This is a genomic window from Glaciecola sp. G7-5 (assembly GCF_055808975.1).
In genome coordinates this window covers 554,884-572,723 of sequence record NZ_CM147892.1, presented here as the reverse complement: position 1 = coordinate 572,723, position 17,840 = coordinate 554,884, and the positions used below count along the sequence as shown (strand labels likewise).

20 protein-coding genes are annotated in these 17,840 nt (G+C 42.5%); 14 read left to right on the top strand and 6 right to left on the bottom strand.

Annotation, left to right across the window (positions count from 1 at the left end; translation table 11 throughout):
• The first annotated feature begins 3 nt into the window (after positions 1–3).
• Entirely contained in the window at positions 4–1,239 is a 1,236-nt protein-coding gene (locus AC0L6H_RS02540) for a multidrug effflux MFS transporter (RefSeq protein ID WP_473392381.1), read from the top strand.
• On the opposite strand, the gene AC0L6H_RS02535 is transcribed toward AC0L6H_RS02540, so the two are convergent.
• Positions 1,236–1,529, bottom strand: coding sequence for a DUF6471 domain-containing protein (locus AC0L6H_RS02535; RefSeq protein ID WP_473392380.1), 294 nt, complete (start codon positions 1,527–1,529; stop codon positions 1,236–1,238). The genes AC0L6H_RS02540 and AC0L6H_RS02535 overlap by 4 nt on opposite strands.
• Positions 1,530–1,729: 200 nt before the next feature.
• Between AC0L6H_RS02535 and AC0L6H_RS02530 the strand changes: the two genes are divergently transcribed.
• From AC0L6H_RS02530 to AC0L6H_RS02505, 6 genes are all read left to right on the top strand, one after another.
• Positions 1,730–2,119: a DUF2170 family protein gene (locus AC0L6H_RS02530; protein WP_473392379.1), complete on the top strand. Its 390-nt coding sequence runs from the start codon at positions 1,730–1,732 to the stop codon at positions 2,117–2,119.
• A gap of 13 nt (positions 2,120–2,132) precedes the next feature.
• Positions 2,133–2,813 (top strand): PspA/IM30 family protein, encoded by a 681-nt coding sequence (locus AC0L6H_RS02525; RefSeq protein WP_473392378.1) that lies wholly within the window; start codon positions 2,133–2,135, stop codon positions 2,811–2,813.
• A gap of 186 nt (positions 2,814–2,999) precedes the next feature.
• Positions 3,000–3,644 carry a YjfK family protein gene (locus tag AC0L6H_RS02520; RefSeq protein WP_473392376.1) on the top strand — a complete coding sequence of 215 codons (645 nt, stop codon included), beginning with the start codon at positions 3,000–3,002 and terminating at the stop codon, positions 3,642–3,644.
• An 87-nt stretch (positions 3,645–3,731) separates the two neighbouring features.
• Positions 3,732–4,145, top strand: coding sequence for a DUF350 domain-containing protein (locus AC0L6H_RS02515; protein WP_473392375.1), 414 nt, complete (start codon positions 3,732–3,734; stop codon positions 4,143–4,145).
• A gap of 13 nt (positions 4,146–4,158) precedes the next feature.
• Positions 4,159–4,785, top strand: coding sequence for a DUF1190 domain-containing protein (locus tag AC0L6H_RS02510; RefSeq protein ID WP_473392374.1), 627 nt, complete (start codon positions 4,159–4,161; stop codon positions 4,783–4,785).
• A complete protein-coding gene (locus AC0L6H_RS02505; RefSeq protein WP_473392373.1) occupies positions 4,786–5,964 on the top strand; it encodes a glutathionylspermidine synthase family protein in 1,179 nt (392 codons plus the stop codon).
• Between the two features lie 38 nt (positions 5,965–6,002).
• Here AC0L6H_RS02505 and AC0L6H_RS02500 read toward each other — a convergent pair whose 3' ends face one another.
• The 4 genes from AC0L6H_RS02500 to ilvC form a co-directional block, all read right to left on the bottom strand.
• Positions 6,003–6,572: a gluconate 2-dehydrogenase subunit 3 family protein gene (locus AC0L6H_RS02500; RefSeq protein ID WP_473392372.1), complete on the bottom strand. Its 570-nt coding sequence runs from the start codon at positions 6,570–6,572 to the stop codon at positions 6,003–6,005.
• A gap of 1 nt (position 6,573) precedes the next feature.
• Positions 6,574–8,259 carry a GMC family oxidoreductase gene (locus AC0L6H_RS02495; RefSeq protein WP_473392371.1) on the bottom strand — a complete coding sequence of 562 codons (1,686 nt, stop codon included), beginning with the start codon at positions 8,257–8,259 and terminating at the stop codon, positions 6,574–6,576.
• A gap of 44 nt (positions 8,260–8,303) precedes the next feature.
• Complete coding sequence (locus AC0L6H_RS02490) at positions 8,304–9,200, bottom strand: hydroxypyruvate isomerase family protein (protein WP_473392370.1); 897 nt, start codon at positions 9,198–9,200, stop codon at positions 8,304–8,306.
• A 320-nt stretch (positions 9,201–9,520) separates the two neighbouring features.
• Positions 9,521–10,996, bottom strand: coding sequence for a ketol-acid reductoisomerase (ilvC, locus tag AC0L6H_RS02485; protein ID WP_473392369.1), 1,476 nt, complete (start codon positions 10,994–10,996; stop codon positions 9,521–9,523).
• Between the two features lie 160 nt (positions 10,997–11,156).
• On the opposite strand from ilvC, the gene ilvY reads away from it, so the two are divergent.
• The gene (gene ilvY, locus AC0L6H_RS02480; protein ID WP_473392367.1) at positions 11,157–12,032 is read left to right on the top strand and encodes an HTH-type transcriptional activator IlvY; all 876 of its coding nucleotides are present in this window, start codon (positions 11,157–11,159) and stop codon (positions 12,030–12,032) included.
• 4 nt (positions 12,033–12,036) lie between these two features.
• On the opposite strand, the gene AC0L6H_RS02475 is transcribed toward ilvY, so the two are convergent.
• Positions 12,037–12,759: an ATP-binding protein gene (locus AC0L6H_RS02475; RefSeq protein ID WP_473394448.1), complete on the bottom strand. Its 723-nt coding sequence runs from the start codon at positions 12,757–12,759 to the stop codon at positions 12,037–12,039.
• Positions 12,760–12,881: 122 nt separating this feature from the next.
• On the opposite strand from AC0L6H_RS02475, the gene AC0L6H_RS02470 reads away from it, so the two are divergent.
• The 6 genes from AC0L6H_RS02470 to AC0L6H_RS02445 all read left to right on the top strand — a co-directional run bounded on the left by AC0L6H_RS02470 (position 12,882) and on the right by AC0L6H_RS02445 (position 17,818).
• On the top strand, positions 12,882–13,538 hold the full coding sequence (locus AC0L6H_RS02470; RefSeq protein ID WP_473392365.1) for a TnsA endonuclease N-terminal domain-containing protein: 657 nt from the start codon (positions 12,882–12,884) through the stop codon (positions 13,536–13,538).
• A 2-nt stretch (positions 13,539–13,540) separates the two neighbouring features.
• Positions 13,541–14,038, top strand: coding sequence for a helix-turn-helix domain-containing protein (locus tag AC0L6H_RS02465; protein ID WP_473392363.1), 498 nt, complete (start codon positions 13,541–13,543; stop codon positions 14,036–14,038).
• A gap of 74 nt (positions 14,039–14,112) precedes the next feature.
• Positions 14,113–15,336, top strand: a complete 1,224-nt coding sequence (locus tag AC0L6H_RS02460) for a Mu transposase C-terminal domain-containing protein (RefSeq protein ID WP_473392362.1) — start codon at positions 14,113–14,115, stop codon at positions 15,334–15,336.
• A 90-nt stretch (positions 15,337–15,426) separates the two neighbouring features.
• Positions 15,427–16,338 carry a TniB family NTP-binding protein gene (locus tag AC0L6H_RS02455; RefSeq protein ID WP_473392361.1) on the top strand — a complete coding sequence of 304 codons (912 nt, stop codon included), beginning with the start codon at positions 15,427–15,429 and terminating at the stop codon, positions 16,336–16,338.
• Between the two features lie 3 nt (positions 16,339–16,341).
• Positions 16,342–17,367 (top strand): TniQ family protein, encoded by a 1,026-nt coding sequence (locus AC0L6H_RS02450; RefSeq protein WP_473392360.1) that lies wholly within the window; start codon positions 16,342–16,344, stop codon positions 17,365–17,367.
• Between the two features lie 46 nt (positions 17,368–17,413).
• Complete coding sequence (locus AC0L6H_RS02445) at positions 17,414–17,818, top strand: hypothetical protein (protein WP_473392359.1); 405 nt, start codon at positions 17,414–17,416, stop codon at positions 17,816–17,818.
• Positions 17,819–17,840 lie beyond the last annotated feature (22 nt).

Genomic DNA, 17,840 nt, shown 5'->3' with positions numbered 1-17,840 from the left:
AATATGGAAACGGCAAAAGTTAGTGTTAATCCGCCTACCGAGGCTAGATTACCATTAGTAGAATTTATATTATTAATGGCATTTTTAACGTCCTTAGTGGCGCTAAGTATTGATGCTATGCTGCCTGCCCTTGACCTAATTGGTGAGCAACTCAACAGCAGTAGCCCGCAGCAGACTTATCTTATCGTCTCAATATTTTTCGTTGGGATGGCAGCAGGCCAAATATTCTTTGGGCCTTTTTCAGATGCGCGTGGCCGTCGCTTGACTATTTTAGTCGGCTTAATCATCTTTTTGATGGGGACGATTGTCTGCTATTTCTCGACCACCATTGAATCCTTGCTGGTGGGCAGGCTTATTCAAGCTTTTGGAGTGTCTGGGCCGCGAGTGGCGTCAATGGCTCTGGTGCGTGACTTGTACGTGGGTGATGCAATGGCAAGAGTCATGTCATTTACGACAGTTATTTTTATTTTAGTGCCGATGGTTGCGCCGCTGATGGGGCAGGCTGTAATGATACAGTTTGGATGGCGCCATATTTTCACTGTATTTGCTATTGTTGCCGGTATTTCTGCGGTGTGGTTTTTTAGCCGGCAAAAAGAAACCTTGCCAAGAGCTAGTCGCGCAAAATTTAATTTTCGCCAGTTTGTGCGCTCAATTGTTTGGTTGGTCCAGCAACCTGCGGTAATGGGGCCAGCGGTGGGTATGGGGTTAATTTTTGGTGCCTTCTTGGCTTACTTAAGCGGCTCGCAAACTATTTTTCAAGAAATTTACGACACTGGGGAGTACTTTCCACTTCTTTTTGCAACACTCGCATTTGCCATTGGTGCAGCCTCATTATTTAACGGCCTGATGGTAGTGCGTTTGGGTATGCTGAAGTTGGTTGGCTTTGCACTTAACATGACGGTTGTATATGGCGTAGCGCTCACTACAATCAGTTTCGTTTTTTCAGGCGTACCGCCGCTATGGCTGTTTACCGCAACGATGTTTTTCGGCTTTTTCTTTTTAGGCGTATTGTTTGGTAATTTAAATTCCTTGGCGATGGTGCCGGTGGGTCATATGGCGGGCGTTGGAGCTGCCTTTATCGGTTCATTTACGAGTATTTTAGCGGTTCCGATTGCCATTTTTATTAACCTATTTTTGGCTGATACTATTACTCCCATTGCAATTGGCTTTTTAGTATTCGGTATTTTGACCTTCTTTGCTGTGAGGCTTGGCATAAAATATACGCCATTGGAAAGCTAGTCTTTAACATTGACCGATGCACTAAGCTCACCGCTTATAATCTCAACCATCAAAAAGAATAATCCCGCAGACAAGGCATTGCCCGAAACTTTATTGCGCAGGTTACTTGAACTCAATACCACCCCGTGTTGCTCAAGTTTGGCTACAATATCATCGTAGGTCATTTCATGTTCGACCATCAGCTTTTTAATATGCAAAGTACATGCTTTTGCATAGGGGAGAATTGACTTCTTGTTATTCACACTTATATTAAGCTGTGGGGTATTATCTGTTGGCAGCTCTTTTTGCATGGCCAGTAATCCTCAAAGTGGATAAATCACGTGTGTTAGTATAACTATTAACGCAATTTATTCAATGCAAAAGTTATGAATAACGAACATTTGCAATTAATAATAAATATTTGCAACAAATATGTTGCAATTTAATCTAAACTCATTATGATAGTCACCGTCAAACAAAAAAAGTAAATCGCTTTTTAATGGAGAGCAATATGACAACGAAGCGCGAACACATTCTTTCGCTCATGAACGAGCAAATTAATTTCACGGCTGAAATGGAAGGAGACTGCATTAGTATCTCGAATGATGAAGGCGTAGACGCTTTCTTAGTGGTAGGTGAACAACAAATTGTGGTTGAGACGATATTGTTCCCAATTAGTGCAGTAAAAGACACAGCAGCACTTGATCATGACATATTGCGTACTCATCGCTTGGTGCCACTGTCGACTTTAGCTGTGTCGAGCATTGGCGATGAGGAATATTACGTCGCCTTTGGTGCGTTGTCGGTAGACAGTAAAGACGAAGTGATCGTTGAAGAAGTAGAAGCTTTATTTGGTAACGTCCCAGAGTTTCTAGAATTATATTCAGAGCATTTAAAATAGTAGGAGTCACATTATGAGTTTAGGTAGATTATGGACAGCGTTAAAAGGTCATACAAACAAAACCCTTGAAGATGCTGCTGATACACAGGCGCTGACTATTTTAGATCAGCAAATTCGTGAAGCAAAGCAAGAGATTCAGTCGTGCGGACAAAGCCTGCACTCTATTGCGGCCAAGCGTAAAATGTCGCAAAACAAAGTCGAGTCTTTTAATGCTGACATAGAAAAATATAGCCAAAGTGCTGCTCAGCATGCTGAGACGAACCGTGAGCTAGCGCTTGAATGTGCCGCACGTGTGGGCGAGATTGAAAATTTAAAAGCCAGCGAGCAAAGCATTTTGGACAGCTATTTAAAAAATGAAAATACACTGAAATCAAACCTGTCAACGGCGAAAAACAACTTACGTATGTTAGAGCAACAAGTTGACCAAGTGAAAGCGACTGAAGCTGTTCAAAAAGCCCAAGTAGCTGCATCTACCCACTTTAGTGGTGGAAATAGTAAAGTGAAAACAGCCCTTGATAGTTTGGAGCGAATCAAACTCAAGCAAGCTGAAAAAGAAGCGTCACTTGAGGCTGCCTCTGAACTGGCAGAAATTGAATCAGGCTCTGATCTTGACAGCAAATTACGCCAAGCAAGTGGCGGTGGCACTGGAACAAGTGAAGACATGCTGGCCAAAATACTTGCGGGTAAAAAGTAGTCTTAACGCTATGACTTTAACAGCAGATAAGTAAGCACTTTAAATGCGCCCAAGCAATATTGCCGGCGCATTTATACATTTAGCCTTTCAATGCTATGCTTGCAAGCCGTTTACAACTGGCCGATTATGACGAGCAGTTTGCGACTAGTAGTTTACGACTTGTAGTTATCAAAAGTGGAGCCTGACATGTTTAACCTTTTTAAAAAGAAGCCTGTACCCGAACCTAAGATCCCCAAGCCTGACGTTATGGGCCTGTGTATTGGCTCTAGTTTTGATATTGACAAACTTTCCTTTCAGCTTATTTTAGATGAACTGGTCATTGGTGGTATTGCTGATACTCAGCTTATTCAAGCCGCCGGCCGTGTTCACTTAGACACCACTACGTTATTACGTTTTTATACTGACGATGAAGCATGGCTACAGGTAGTATGCGAAGGTGCTGAAAACGAAGAAAGTATTGTTGATGTCACCTTGTTTCACTACTATGACACCCTGCATGTAAACGCTTCGCAGTGGGAGGACATACTTCAGCATAAAATTGGTACGCCCAGTTATCATTTAGAAGGCCACGAGTACACGCGTGTGTGGACGAGTGTTGACGACTATCATCCGCCCGTGGCAATGCAAGAAAAGACTTACGATCCGAGCAATGATATCAGTGAAACCGATCAGTTTGTGATGTTATTTGAGCGCGAATTAAGCGACGGGTCTTTTGAGCAACTGTATTTATCTGCTGAAGAAAGCCTAAACGACAACAACCAGTTAGAAAGGTGTTTGGTGATTAGCACGGGTGTTAAACTAACGCCTACACAAATTAGGGTGAACGGTTAGCCTTTTAGGTTTTAAAGCTAAGTAACTAATATATACAAATTTTATACAGTAACGAATATTAATAATAACCTTTAAATGGAAAACGCTATGGAAAATTACAGTCTATTCACCGGCATAACACACTTTGCTATGTACTTTGGTATTGCAGTTTTGTTTTTGATTATTTTCAAAACCGTGTATGCAATGGCAACACCTCACAAAGAGTGGAAGTTAATCAAAGAAGAAAAAAATACAGCCGCTGCGATAGGTTTTGGTGGTGCGATCATTGGTTTTTCCGCTGCGCTTTCAGGCGCGGTGAGCAACTCAGGCGGGCTGGTTGATTTCGCGATTTGGGGCGTGATTGCTTTAGTCGCTCAAGTGGTCGCCTTTTCAATTGTACGCTTTGTGTTTATGCCTAAAATTACCACGCGTATCGAAAACAACGAAGTGAGCGCCGGCATAGTGCTAGGTGCAACCAATGTGGCTGTTGGCCTAATCAATGCCGCTTGCATGACCTACTAAGGGGAGCATGAGCATGAAACGTTCTTCAATTATTGATTTATCTTTGCTAAGGAAACGCACCCGCAGCTTCGTGCTGGCGCCGGTTTCCTTAGCCGTTATGGCGGGTTGCTCGGGTGGAAGTAATGTTGAGCAAGTTGCTTTTGTTACTTCGGTTGAAGACTGTACTAACAATACAAAATTGACCGAAGTAGAGTGCACCGCAGCCTACGAACAAGCAGTGCAAGATGCTGAAGCTACCGCACCGCGCTATCAATATCAGCGAGACTGTGAAACAGAATTTGGTCAATGCGAAAATCGCGGCGGCTTTTTTGTCCCCTTTATGGCGGGCTATATAGTGTCAGAAATCATCGACGAAGTGGGTGATTCATTTGAGCGCAAACACCGTTACAAAAGCTCATATCCCTCTTATATGTATCGTGGCAGTGGCCAGTATCGTAACAAGATAATGACCAGTGATGGTTATGTGATTGGTTCGCCTGGCCAGCGCAGTTACAGAGTACCGAAAGAGGCAATGAAACCTAAGCCGGCGGTAACACGCACTATTTCGCGTGGTGGCTTTGGTGCAAAAGCATCGGCTAATAGTAATTGGGGAAGCTCAAAAGCGAGCAAAGGTGGCAAATCTAGAAGCTGGGGCGGCTAAGTGCTTAGAGTTCCTTGCAATGAGCGTAAAAACTGGGAGGCGATGGCCGTAGAGTTTGGGTTTAAGTTTCACACCATGTACGGTGAGAAGTACTGGGACGAGACAGCCTACTATCAGTTTTCACTTGCGCAAATAGAGCATGGAATAGAAGAACCTACACAAGACATCCATCAAATGTGTTTGTCAGCTGTACAAAAGGTATTGGCCAGTGACACGCTGCTAGAACGCTTTGCTATTCCTCAGGCGCAGTGGGCCTTCATCCGAAAAAGCTGGGAAGATGGCGATCCTAGCTTATATTCTCGTTTAGATTTTGCTTATGATGGCAAAGGTCCGGCAAAGCTCTACGAAAATAATGCTGATACGCCTACATCGATTTACGAAACGGGTTTTTGGCAATGGATGTGGCTTGAAAACAAAGTCGACGACAAACTTATCCCTAAACATGCTGACCAATTCAATTCCCTTCAAGAGAAGTTAGTTAACCGTTTCAAAGAGTTACACGCCCTTAATCCTGGCAGAACTTTGCATTTTGCTTGTTGTAAAAATACAGAAGAAGACCGTGGTACGGTGCAGTATTTAGAAGATTGCGCCATTGCTGCTGGAATAGACTGCAAGTTTGTTTACATAGAAGATATTGGCATAGACAAAGCGCACCAATTCACCGATTTAGATGACAATGTAATTACGTGGATGTTTAAACTCTATCCATGGGAATTTATGTTTGACGATGCCTATGGTGAATTGCTTGGCCAGCAAAATATTCGCTGGTTAGAACCCCCATGGAAAGCTATTTTGTCAAATAAGGCGCTGATGCCCTTGTTATGGAAGATGTTTCCAGATCATCCCAATTTATTACCTGCATTTTTTGAAGACGAACTGCATTTGGTACCTGAGGATATGCTACTAGTGAAAAAGCCGATATTTTCACGCGAAGGGGCGAATATTAGTTTTACCGATTCAAAAGGCCAGCCTTTAGATGAAAACGCAGACTCTGACGGTCCTTATGGTGAAGAAGGCTTTATCTTCCAACAAAAACATAGTGTGCCGGAGTTTGACGGCAACCACACCCTAATAGGTAGTTGGTTAGTTGACGACCAAGCCGCCGGTATTTCTATTCGGGAAGACAGCAATACCATCACCCAAGATATGAGCCGGTACTTGCCGCATGTCATCTTTTAAGACGATGTCAGGCTATGTTTAAATAGGCTGATATCGTCTTAGGTTGCCCACGCTTTATCGCCTTTCTTATAAGGAAAATAGCCATCATATCGGCCGGGTATAGCAACATATCTGAGGACTTTGGTTGAGCCTATTTTTGAAGTGAAAAAGCCAAACAAGACTTGTTGTTTAATCAACGAAAAAGGATGCGTTTGAGTTTTATCGTGGTCTCGTTGGGCGTTATATGTGTTGGCTTCTTTATCAAGGCTTGTCAGTAGGCTCATTTTTTCAGCTGCGCTTAGCTGTGCAAAGCTTTTTTGATAGAGCGTTAGTGCGCGTTTTTTAATATCAGCTAAACCTGCTCTAAATAATGCCTGTTGAGCTTGCGTAAAACAATCGGTAACAATTACCGCCATAATACTTGCCACATCTGCTTGCTTTGCCCCCGGCGTGTCGGTTTGTGGAATTATCACTTCACCAATTTCGTTCATTAGGGCTAGGTCTTTAGTGCTAAAACCGGTTTTAGACACGGCTGTGCCAGTAGTAAGTTCATAGGCAAGTGCATTACTCCCGACAAATGCTGTGCCGGTAGCCGCTACAATCATTTTGAGTATATCGCGTCTGTCCATGCTATAGGTTCCTCTTTTTTAATTCACTTACCGCATAGTCTGCAGCGCGCGCAGTTAAGGCCATATAGGTCAGGGAAGGATTCACGCAGGAGGCTGACGTCATGCATGCGCCATCGGTAACAAACACATTGAGTGCATCCCATACTTGGTTATGCTTGTTTAGTACTGAGCTTTTAGGGTCTCGTCCCATTCTAGCGGTGCCCATTTCATGAATACCCATGCCCGGATAATAGCCTCGGTCACTGCCCGATACGTCTTTTAAGCCTATAGATTCAAGCATTTCAACAGCATCTTGTAGCATGTCTTTGCGCATCTTGTGTTCATTATCTTTTAGCTCAACATCCATCTCTAGCACCGGTAAGCCCCACTTGTCGGTCACCTGTTTGTTGAGGTAAATGCGATTACTATGATAGGGAAGCATTTCACCAAAGGCGGTCATTCCTAATTGCCAATCACCGGGCTCACTCATGGCATTTTTTAAACCTTCACCTAGCCCAAACTCAGCGACATCGCGCTTCCAGTTTTGGCGATTTGCCCCTCCTTGAAAGCCAAAACCACGCAAGTAATCCCGCTTATCTCCTGCCCAGTTTCGGTAGCGCGGAATATAAAAACTACTCGGTTTACGACCGTAAGTATACATGTCATCAAACCCTTCTGCCCGGCCCGATGCGCTCACTCTAAAATGATGATCCATCACGTTATGGCCAAGTTGGTTACTACTGCTGCCTAAACCGTCTTGCCATATATCGGTTGCCGAATTCATTAATAACCATGTTGAGTTAAAAGCAGAGGCATTTACAAATAAAATCTTACTTTTAAATTCGTAAGTTTGATTACTTATGGCGTCGATTACCGCAACGCCAGTGGCGCGTTTTTTGTCTTTGTCATATAAAATTTCGGTCACGATTGAATGCGGCCGAACGGTTAAATTACCGGTTTTCATCGCGGCGGGTAAGGTGGCAGATTGGGTTGAAAAATACGCGCCAAATGGGCAACCCAACCAACATTTTCTGCGATACTGACAAGCTGCTCGTCCATGCTCTGGCATGGCCTTACTTAAGTTAGCTGAGCGACTGGGAATGAGATGGCGCTTGCCTTTGTAAACACTTTTAAATTGGTCAGCAGCGGCTTGTTCAACGCAGTTTAATGGCATAGGTGGCTGAAACTCACCATCAGGCAATACATCAAGCCCCTCGCGGCTGCCGCAGATACCTGCAAAACGTTCTACATAGTCATACCAAGGGGCAAGATCTTCATATCGTATAGGCCAATCTATGGCGATCCCTTCTTTCTTATTCGCCATAAAGTCTTCAGCATTAAAGCGATAGCTTTGTCTTCCCCACGTTAATGAGCGACCGCCAAGGTGATAGCCACGAAACCAGTCAAAGCGTTTCTTTTCTACGTAGGGCGACTCTTTTTCATTTGCCCACATGCCAAAGGTAGCTTCATTAAGGGGATAGTCGCGTTTAAGCACGGGGTAATCAATCTGCATTTGCTGGGTGGCTTGGCCTCGGTGAGGATAGTCCCAGGTTTCTTTGCTCATGTTTTTATAATCTTTTACATGCTCAATATTTTTCCCACGCTCGAGCATTAATACTTTGAGGCCTTTTTCGGTCAGCTCTTTTGCAGCCCAGCCGCCGCTTATGCCTGAGCCAACAACGATTGCGTCATATTCATTACTTGCCATAGCTTCCTCTTTTTTTGGGGTGATAGGCATTTGGGTATGCAGGCCTATACGTCACATATTTTAACGGCTTGGTGAAGTGAGTTTGCCTTTCCTGCATTGTTATCAGGCGTAGGAATAAACTCCTGAGCCAAATAACCTTTGAAGCCAGTACTAACAATTGCTCGCGCAATCGCAGCATAGTTAAGCTCTTGGCTATCATCTATCTCATGTCGACCAGGCACGCCAGCAGTATGGTAATGACCAAAGTAGCGGTGTTTTTCGCTAATTGTGCGGATAATGTCACCTTCATTAATTTGCATGTGATATATATCGTAGAGTAGCTTAAAATTGTCTGAACCTAGCGCTTCGCAAAGTGCAATTCCCCATGCTGAACTATCGGCCATGTAATCGGGGTGATTGACTTTACTGTTGAACAATTCCATTTGCACAATAACGCCCTTCTTTTCGGCGTGGGACAAGATGCGTTTTAGGCCGACAGACGCATTTTCTAAGCCTTCTTCTTTACTCATACCGCGTGCATTACCACTAAAACAAATTAAGTTCTTATAACCTGCTGCAGCGACAAGGTCGATATGGTTTAGATAGCGCTGGGTCAATTCATCATGAAATTCAGGGTGAATAAAGCCGTCTACTAAATTGAGTTCTGCGCCATTACACATAGATGAGTCTATGCCGTATTTTTTAAGTGTTGGCCAATCTTTGGGGCCCACTAAATCGATGGCACTAAAACCGATATCGCTGACTAATTTACATAGCGCTTCAATAGATAAATGACCGTAGGTCCAGCGACTTACAGAATGCTTAATATTGCCTTTTAGTGTTGATTTTGGGACGGCGATGTATTTGGCGTAATCTACTGTTCCTGCATTGGCCGCATTTGCCACTAAGCCTGCCGTTCCAAGTGCTAATCCTCCTATTAACTTGCGACGTAAATGATTCATAGCGCCTCCTTTTGGCTAGGTTTTGGCTAAGGAACGTGGCTGTCAAACAAGGTAAGGACGGGTACTCGTTATGACTCGACATGTTGACAAAATGTAACCCGTTGCATTTGCTGATGTCAACGTTTTTGGCTTACTTTCCCTTAGTTGGTATTTTGCTTTGATAGCTTTAGGAGTAATGGCACACTGTTTTAAGAGGAAGTTTTTGTATAAGTAGAGAGTTTTTGGGGCTTATATAAAAAAGCCCGGCCAAATTGACCGGGCAAAAGGAGCTTAGTTAAAGCACCTAACGACAGAACTGTAGTGAGCTATATAGCCTGATATTAAACGATTGCTTTCATATCAGTCATGTAGCCACGTAATACTTCACCTATCGACTCTACGCCGTGGTTACGGATGGCTTTGTTAATCGCAACGAGTTTTGTGTTGTCTACGCCATTGCCAGTATTACTTAAACCGCCACCGATGTGTTCAAGGGTAATTTGCGGCATTAATTTTTCTTTCAATAGTGGAATTGCTGCATTCGCGAATAAGTAATTTCCGTATTCTGCGGTATCAGAGATAACCACGTTCATTTCATATAAGCGTTTACGTGAAATGGTGTTTGATATTAGCGGAGTTTCATGCAGTGACTCGTAGTATGCAGATTCTGGTAGTATGCCAGCTTCAACCATTACGTCGAAGGCAACTTCTACACCGGTTTTGATCATCGCTACAAGCAATATACCTTTATCGAAAAACTCTTGGTCGGTAATTTTACCGCTATAAACAGGAGCATTTTCAAATCCAGACTGTCCAGTTTCTTCGCGCCATTTAAGCAGGTTGGCATCGCCGTTGGCCCAATCTTGCATCATGGTGGTTGAGAATTCGCCTGAAATAATATCGTCTTGATGTTTCTCGAACAACGGACGCATTATATCGGTAAGCTGCTCTGAAAGTTCGTAAGCGGCTACTTTAGCCGGATTTGATAAGCGGTCCATCATGTTGGTTACGCCGCCAATTTTTAAGGCTTCGGTAATTGCTTCAAGACCATATTGGATTAATGCGCCTGCGTATGCTGGATCTACACCATCAGCGACCATTTTGTCGTAACCTAAAATGGCAGCGGCTTGTTGCATACCACACAAAATAGTTTGTTCGCCCATTAGGTCAGATTTTACTTCAGCTACAAAGCTGCTTTGTAAAACGCCGGCTCTATCGCCGCCTGTTGCGCTTGCTAAGGCTTTGGCAACGTCAAGGCCTGTGCCTTTAGGATCGTTTTCTGGGTGAACAGCGATTAAGGTTGGTACACCAAAACCACGCTTGTATTCTTCGCGTACTTCAGTGCCTGGGCATTTTGGTGCACACATTACCACAGTAATGTCGCTACGAATTTGTTGACCTTCTTCAACGATATTGAAACCGTGTGAATATGACAAAACTGCGCCTTGTTTCATTAACGGCATAACCGCTTCAACTACGCTAGCATGCTGCTTGTCAGGTGTTAGGTTATAAACGATATCAGCTTCGGGAATAAGGTCTTGGTAAGTACCAACAGTAAACCCGTTTTCAGTGGCTCTTTTGTAAGAATCTCTTTTTTCGTCGATGGCAGACTGGCGCAATGCATAGCTGACATTGAGACCAGAGTCGCGCATATTCAAGCCTTGGTTTAAGCCTTGTGCACCGCAGCCCACAATAACAATTGATTTCCCTTTAAGAACATCACAACCATCTGCGAATTCTTCGCGCTGCATAAAGCGACACTGACCAAGTTGGTCACGCTGTTTTCTGAAAGCTAAGCTGTTAAAATAATTTGCCATGAGTATTTATATTCCGAGCATCTAAGGATGCATAAACTAAAAAAGTAGTCTGTGACGACATTGACAGTCACTATACCTAGGAGTTTTTGTTTTATAAATTGAATTATTTAAAATATAGTGTTTCAATAAATGAAATAATGCTTTGCATGGGGTCAGTCTTATGGATATGAAAACGCTTAAACACTTTCAGCATCTAGCTTCTAGTTTGAATTTTTCGAAAACAGCGTTAGCCATGTTTGTTTCACCACCTACCTTAACGCGCAATATTATGCGCTTAGAAGAGGAATGCGGCGCATCATTGTTTTTGCGTGATAACCGCAATGTGCAACTAACGCAAGCTGGCAGAAAAATGTTGAGTTTTGCTGATGAAACCTTGCTTAAATATCATCAATTAAAAAGTGAAATAGCCCAACAAAAGGATGAGCTAAGCGGCGAATTATCTCTATATTGTTCAGTAACCGCCGCGCAGACCTATTTACCAAAAATTCTCGATAGTGTGCGTTCGCGCTATCCTTCGGTCGATATAAAACTTGATACGGGCGACCATGAGCTTGCGTTGCGGCGCATTAGTGATTTGCAACACGAAAATATTGCTGATTTGGCCATCGCTATTCATACACCTGATTTCCCAGCAAATATTCATTTTCAGGCAATAGACACCGTACCTCTAACCTTAATCGTGCCGGCGTCTATGGACGTTAATAGTATTGACGATATAAGTTGGCAGTTGTCGAACGTGATTATGCCAGCGCGAGGTCCTTCGCGTCGCATTGTTCACCATTGGTTTGCTGAACAAAACATTAGGCCGCGCATATATGCGAAGGTTTCAGGAAACGAGGCCATTGTGAGCATGGTATCGCTTGGCTTAGGTATTGGGTTTGTTCCCCGCTTAGTCCTTGAAAACTCCACCGCCAAAAGCAAAGTACGTAGTATTCCAGTCGCTAATATTGAACCGTATCGACTGGGCCTATGCTATCTAAAAGAGCGTGCGAACGAAGCCCTAATAAAGTCTGTCAGCCAACTTTTCTCGCAATAAATAGTTAGTTTGGTGCTAATTGTTTTAATAACTTGTCAAAGTTGCGGTATGACAAGGCTTCAGCAATATGAAGCTTTTGAATATCTTCGCTTGCTTCTAAGTCAGCGATGGTTCTGGCTACTTTAAGTGTGCGATGAAATGCCCGCATAGATAGACCGAGCGCGTCGATAGCCTGAGTAATGAATTGCTGATTGGGATCTGAAAGGGCTGCGAATTCCCCTAATGTCTTATTTGTTAAACCCGCATTAAGCGTACCTTGACGCGTAAATTGTATGCTTTGCGCTGTTGTGACTTGTACTTTGACCTCAGCACTTGTTGGTGCTTTATTTTGATTTGGGCTTTGACCACGACTGTGCTTTGTCAGCTTCCCATTTAAGGCTTTACTAATATCAACGCGGGGAACATGCACTTGCAAATCAATGCGATCAAGCAATGGACCCGAAATCTTACTTAAGTAGCGCAGTATTTGATCGTCATTCGCGCGTTTATCATCAACATCACCTGTTGGGCTTGGATTCATTGCTGCGATGAGTTGAAAGTCTGCTGGATAGGTGGTTTTATGCTTTGCGCGTGACAAGTTAATTTCACCTGTCTCGAGTGGTTCACGCAGCACATCTAGCACGTGGCGTCCAAATTCAGGCAGTTCGTCTAAAAAGAGCACGCCTTTGTGAGCCAAGGTGATTTCCCCTGGCATGGGGTAGCTTCCACCGCTGTCAAAAACATTTATTAATGCGAATACATTCTGCTATAGTGCTTATAAATCATTAAAAAATATTTAATTTTGCGAATGTATAAGGATTTGGGTGTAAAGAAATATGGGTAGAAATTCAAATCTGAGAGGAAAATAGTATGCGAGCCAGAGAAATACCTAAAAGTTACCGAAACCTAACTGGCAATGTGATTAGCATTAGAGATGGCGCTAGTCGAGCTTTCGAGTCTGGTCTCGAAAAGGACTATTTAACATTAATTGATATGGACATTTTAGTCGCTCGCTATCAAGAGCAACCTGTCACCATTGATTACACATTAGCAAACGGTAGAAAGTCGACGTACACGCCTGATGTGCTAGTTGTGCATCGCACTGATATCAGTGTAGGCCCTCAAGAGACATGGCTTGTTGAAGTAAAATGGCGTGAGGATATTTTCAAGGATTGGAAAAAACTGAAACCAAAGTTTAAGGCTGCCCGTTTATTTGCCCTTAAACGAGGGTGGCGATTTAAAATAATTACTGAACAAGAAATTCAAACTCCTCAATTATTTAATGCCATGTTTTTAAAACGCTATGCCACATTAAAAAGCGCCCCCGAATTAGAAGACAAGATTCTTGGTACAGCTATGTCAATGGAAGACTGCACGGTCAACGAGTTATTACGTACAATCACTCATGACAAATGGGAAAGAGCTAAATATATACCTTATTTGTGGCGCCTTATTTTTCAGCGCGTTATCGATACTGATTTAACGAAGGAACTGACAATGAATACGACAATTTGGGCAGCAACGTAATCATGGATATTATAACGCTTGAACCTGGTTCAATCACTGAGTATGAGGGCAAAAGTTGGCGGATTATCACCACAGTGAGTCCTAGTGAAGTTCATATAAAGTGCTTGACCGATAAAGTATTTAAGATTGTGAACATTAAAAATCTAAAGCCTGCTAAATTATCCAATTCAGTGGCCAGAGAAGTCGAATTGAGTGTCATAGACAATGACAAATGGGACGTTGCCCTTTTTCGATATGAGACAATTAAACCTTATATAGAACTAGGTGGAAATAACGCAAAAAAATTAGCTGTGATTTGCAATAAAGCTGGTATAGACCTCGCCACAGCCTATCGCTGGATTGATGCATTCAAGCAAAGCGGTAAAGTATCTGCTTTACTTCCTAAAAATAGAGGTAGAAAGCCGGGGAAGACAATACTGGATGAAGCAGTAGAAAAAATTATTGATGACACAATCAATGAGCATTACTTGTCCAAACAAAAAAGTGTATCAGCAGTGTAGCCGAGCGAGCGAGGCGCAAAATTTCTAGATCGAAGTTGCCTGTTCCTCATAAAAATACTATCCGAAATAGAATTTTGGCTATCTCTGAAAGAACAAAGACTAAAGCACGAGAGGGTGAACAAGCCGCGAGACATAAGCATGATCCAATTTTAAATCACTATACGCATGCCAAATGGCCATTGAGCATTGTGCAAATTGACCATACACCTGTCGATTTGATGATTGTTTGCAGTGAAGACCGAACAATTGTTATTGGCAAGCCTTGGATGACAGTAGCCATTGATGTGAATAGTCGTGTGGTATTGGGAGTTTACATTTCGCTTGATCCACCTAGTGCACTGTCCGTCGGATTGTGTTTGTACAATGCCATGTTACCCAAAGATAATTGGTTACAGCAACGAGGGCTAAAAGGGAGCTGGCCGTGTTACGGTATTATGGATGTTGTTCATGCAGATAATGCAAAAGAGTTCAGAGGCAAAATGCTACAAAGAGCGTGCAAAGAATATACGACTGACTTGCATTGGCGGCCAGTAGGAAGAAGCCACTTTGGGGGACACATTGAGCGCCTTCTTGGAAATTTTAATGGAAAGTTGCATGAACTGCCAGGCACCACTTTTTCTAACGTTGCCAAAAAAGGGAATTATAACAGTGAAGCCTCCGCAGTTATGACGTTTGATGAATGTGAACGCTATTTATTGACTAATATTATTGGTGTTTATCATAAAGAGCGACACAGCGGTATAAACTGTCCACCATTAGTAAAATATGAAGAAGGTATACTTGGTACGGATACAATGCTTGCAAGAGGGCTACCATCGGTGCCTGCTGATGAGAGAAAATTATTTTTAGATATGATGCCAATAATTGAGCGCACTATACAGAAATATGGCGTAGTTTTGGATTTTATCGAGTACATGTCTGACGTACTCATTCCTTGGATAAATGCAACTGATCCTAAGACTGGTAAAGCGCGGCAGTTCGTATTTAAAAGAGATCCGAGAGATATTAGTGTATTGTATTTTTGGGATCCAGAATTGCAGCGATATTTCGACATACCTTATAAAAACTTAGAGAATCCATCGCTTACGCTATGGGAACTTAAAGCAACTAAAAAGTATCTCAATGAACAAGGGCTGCGCCATGTTAATGAAGATGATATTTTCAGTGCCTACGATGAACTTGATGAAATCAAAGAAAATGCGGTAAAAGAAACCAAACGTCACAAACGCGCGAAAGCTAGTAAAAAGGCACATAAGCAGACGCCAATCCCACATCCATATGTAGAAAAAAGTTACTGATGACGCTTATGATATTGCGTCATTGGAATTGGGCGATGATCTCGATGATGTAGAGAGCAGCCGATTTGATATTGATTTTGAGGACTGATCATGGATGAATTGTATTCTCACCTTAATCCTCGTGTAGCTGAGAAAATTGCGCTATCCGAAGAGCAGAGGATCCTTTGGTTACAAAAAGACCGTTGGATCAAGTACGATCAAGCCGATGAAATCTTAGCTGAAATGCGCAGAGTCATCACTAGCCCGAAAAAGCTAAGAATGCCAAACATGTTATTAGTTGGGGATGCTAATGCAGGAAAGTCCTCTATTGCAGAGCGTATTTTGAAAGAATTTCCTCGCACAACACCGCAAGATAGTGATTATGTCAGTGTGCCCGTCCTCTTTATAGAATGTCCGCCATCTGCGGATGAAAACGGTTTGTACTCAATAATACTAGATGAACTATTTGCAGTTTATCGCAGTTCCGCCAAGCTGCCTGCAAAACGTTCACAAGTATCGAGTCTATTTAAGCGAATAGGATTAAAAACGCTGATCATTGATGAGATCCACAATATATTGCCCTCACGGTATGAGAAACAGCGCAATTTTTTAAATGAGCTAAAATTGTTGAGCAACACATTGAAAATTAGCTTAATTGCAATTGGGACGACAGATGCGTTGCAGGCGATGCAGCTCGACCCACAAATTGCTAGTCGTTTTCCACCGATTTTTTTAGAAAAGTGGAAATATGATAAGCGTTTTATCAAGCTTCTAAATTCGTTTGAGGCTTCACTTCCGTTAAAGCAAGCATCTAAGCTCAGCCAACCAGAGCTTGCCAAAAAGATTCATCGACTGACAGAGGGACTGTTGGGCGAAGTCGCTGACTTTTTAAACCGCCTAGCCATTAAAGCTATTATAAACGGTGACGAAAGAATTTCACTTGAGTTAATCGCCGAGTTTAATTGGGTGGAGCCCAAAAATCGACGGACAACACGCCGTAAAAATCAAAATGTTAAAATATAAACGTTGACGCATTCTCGTCCGTTTCATTCATGTCCTTTTGGCGATGAATTATTGTCAAGTTGGTTGGTGCGGCTATCGTTAGGGAACATGTGTAAACCACATACTTTGTCATCTTTATTGTTGGGAAAGGCAGAAGTATGGACACGCGATATTGACCGAAGCGCATCGACATTATTATTGAAACGCATGGCGTGTATTTCTCAAGAATTTAATGATATTGATTTTACGGCTCACACCTTGCAGTATTACAGTCGGTGTTTTGATGGCGGCGTTAGCAAAAAAGCCACCAACATCGGTATTTTGCCGCTTGGTATTTATCATCGGTTACGCAAGATAGGTGGGTTGCAATATTGCCCGCTTTGTTTGGCACAAGATAAAGTGCCCTATTATCGGCGCCACTGGCGTTTATCACTTCATTTTTTGTGTCAAATTCATCACTGTTATTTGAAGAATGCCTGCAGTCTTTGCAATACTCCGTTGATGCCTCATCGGCTTGATTTCACTGATGAGCCCACGTTAGACACGTGCGCTAATTGTTCTCATCCTTTGTCTGTGGCGATTGTTGAACATGCGAATGCGAGTATATCCAGTATCCAACACAAATTGAGTTCAATGGTATCCACTGGTTATATTAGCGTTGCCAAACAAAAAATAGATTGCGTGTTGTTCCTTCAGGGGTATTTCCAGTTGATGAAGCTATTACTTCACTGGTCAAAAGATACAGCAATTTGCCGTCGGCTTGAATTGCTTCTGGAGATAGATCTCACTATTGTTAGAGATTCCCAGCCTGATTTTAAGCACCTTGAATACGTTATATGTCCTTTGGTTCGCTCAAAACTCGCCGAAGGGGTTTTCGCCCTACTAGATGATTGGCCATATCGATTTGTTAAGACCATGATTAATTTAAATGTTCTGTCATCTAGTTTGCGCAAGAGTCGAACATGCCTGCCATTTTGGATTGATAGCGTCATCTTTGAATATTTGTACAGACCCAATCCTTCGACAAACAAAAGAAAAATAAAGGCGTAGCAGGTATAGTAGTAATTGGTATATGAATTGTGGGGAAACAAGAAACATGACTTTGATAAACGAGGAATTGAGTAACCTGCGCGATGCGCCTGGCAGAATTAGTCAGTTAGAAATACTTAATGGTAAAATAGTGGTTCAAGATGACTTAATATGCATATCAACTGCAGAGCGTCAGGTAATTGAGCAAAAAGTACATGTACGAGACAAGATTGCTGCTATCCATACTAAGCATTTAACCGAAAGTGTTGAGCGCCGTGAACTGTGCTATTGCATTGTGAATACTAGTAAAAAATTGTTAACAAATAATTCGCCCGTTATCATATTAAAAGCCGGCAATCTTCTTGAATTAAGTGGACCAGAACGGAAACAGTCCGATGAAATAATTGGTGAGATTGTTTGTTATCTGAGATTTGAACACGTTACTGGTTTTTCGAAATTTAAAACAAGCTAAACTTAGATGAATAGCATTACTT

Excerpts from the sequence above, each read along its gene's own strand:
- AC0L6H_RS02510 (WP_473392374.1), top strand. The coding sequence starts at position 4,159 with ATGAAACGTTCTTCAATTATTGATTTATCTTTGCTAAGGAAACGCACC.
- AC0L6H_RS02455 (WP_473392361.1), top strand. The coding sequence starts at position 15,427 with ATGGATGAATTGTATTCTCACCTTAATCCTCGTGTAGCTGAGAAAATT.
- ilvY (WP_473392367.1), top strand. The coding sequence starts at position 11,157 with ATGGATATGAAAACGCTTAAACACTTTCAGCATCTAGCTTCTAGTTTG.
- AC0L6H_RS02500 (WP_473392372.1), bottom strand. The coding sequence starts at position 6,572 with ATGGACAGACGCGATATACTCAAAATGATTGTAGCGGCTACCGGCACA.
- AC0L6H_RS02520 (WP_473392376.1), top strand. The coding sequence starts at position 3,000 with ATGTTTAACCTTTTTAAAAAGAAGCCTGTACCCGAACCTAAGATCCCC.
- AC0L6H_RS02515 (WP_473392375.1), top strand. The coding sequence starts at position 3,732 with ATGGAAAATTACAGTCTATTCACCGGCATAACACACTTTGCTATGTAC.
- AC0L6H_RS02470 (WP_473392365.1), top strand. The coding sequence starts at position 12,882 with ATGCGAGCCAGAGAAATACCTAAAAGTTACCGAAACCTAACTGGCAAT.
- AC0L6H_RS02445 (WP_473392359.1), top strand. The coding sequence starts at position 17,414 with ATGACTTTGATAAACGAGGAATTGAGTAACCTGCGCGATGCGCCTGGC.
- AC0L6H_RS02465 (WP_473392363.1), top strand. The coding sequence starts at position 13,541 with ATGGATATTATAACGCTTGAACCTGGTTCAATCACTGAGTATGAGGGC.
- AC0L6H_RS02530 (WP_473392379.1), top strand. The coding sequence starts at position 1,730 with ATGACAACGAAGCGCGAACACATTCTTTCGCTCATGAACGAGCAAATT.
- AC0L6H_RS02535 (WP_473392380.1), bottom strand. The coding sequence starts at position 1,529 with ATGCAAAAAGAGCTGCCAACAGATAATACCCCACAGCTTAATATAAGT.
- AC0L6H_RS02490 (WP_473392370.1), bottom strand. The coding sequence starts at position 9,200 with ATGAATCATTTACGTCGCAAGTTAATAGGAGGATTAGCACTTGGAACG.
- AC0L6H_RS02495 (WP_473392371.1), bottom strand. The coding sequence starts at position 8,259 with ATGGCAAGTAATGAATATGACGCAATCGTTGTTGGCTCAGGCATAAGC.
- AC0L6H_RS02540 (WP_473392381.1), top strand. The coding sequence starts at position 4 with ATGGAAACGGCAAAAGTTAGTGTTAATCCGCCTACCGAGGCTAGATTA.
- AC0L6H_RS02525 (WP_473392378.1), top strand. The coding sequence starts at position 2,133 with ATGAGTTTAGGTAGATTATGGACAGCGTTAAAAGGTCATACAAACAAA.
- ilvC (WP_473392369.1), bottom strand. The coding sequence starts at position 10,996 with ATGGCAAATTATTTTAACAGCTTAGCTTTCAGAAAACAGCGTGACCAA.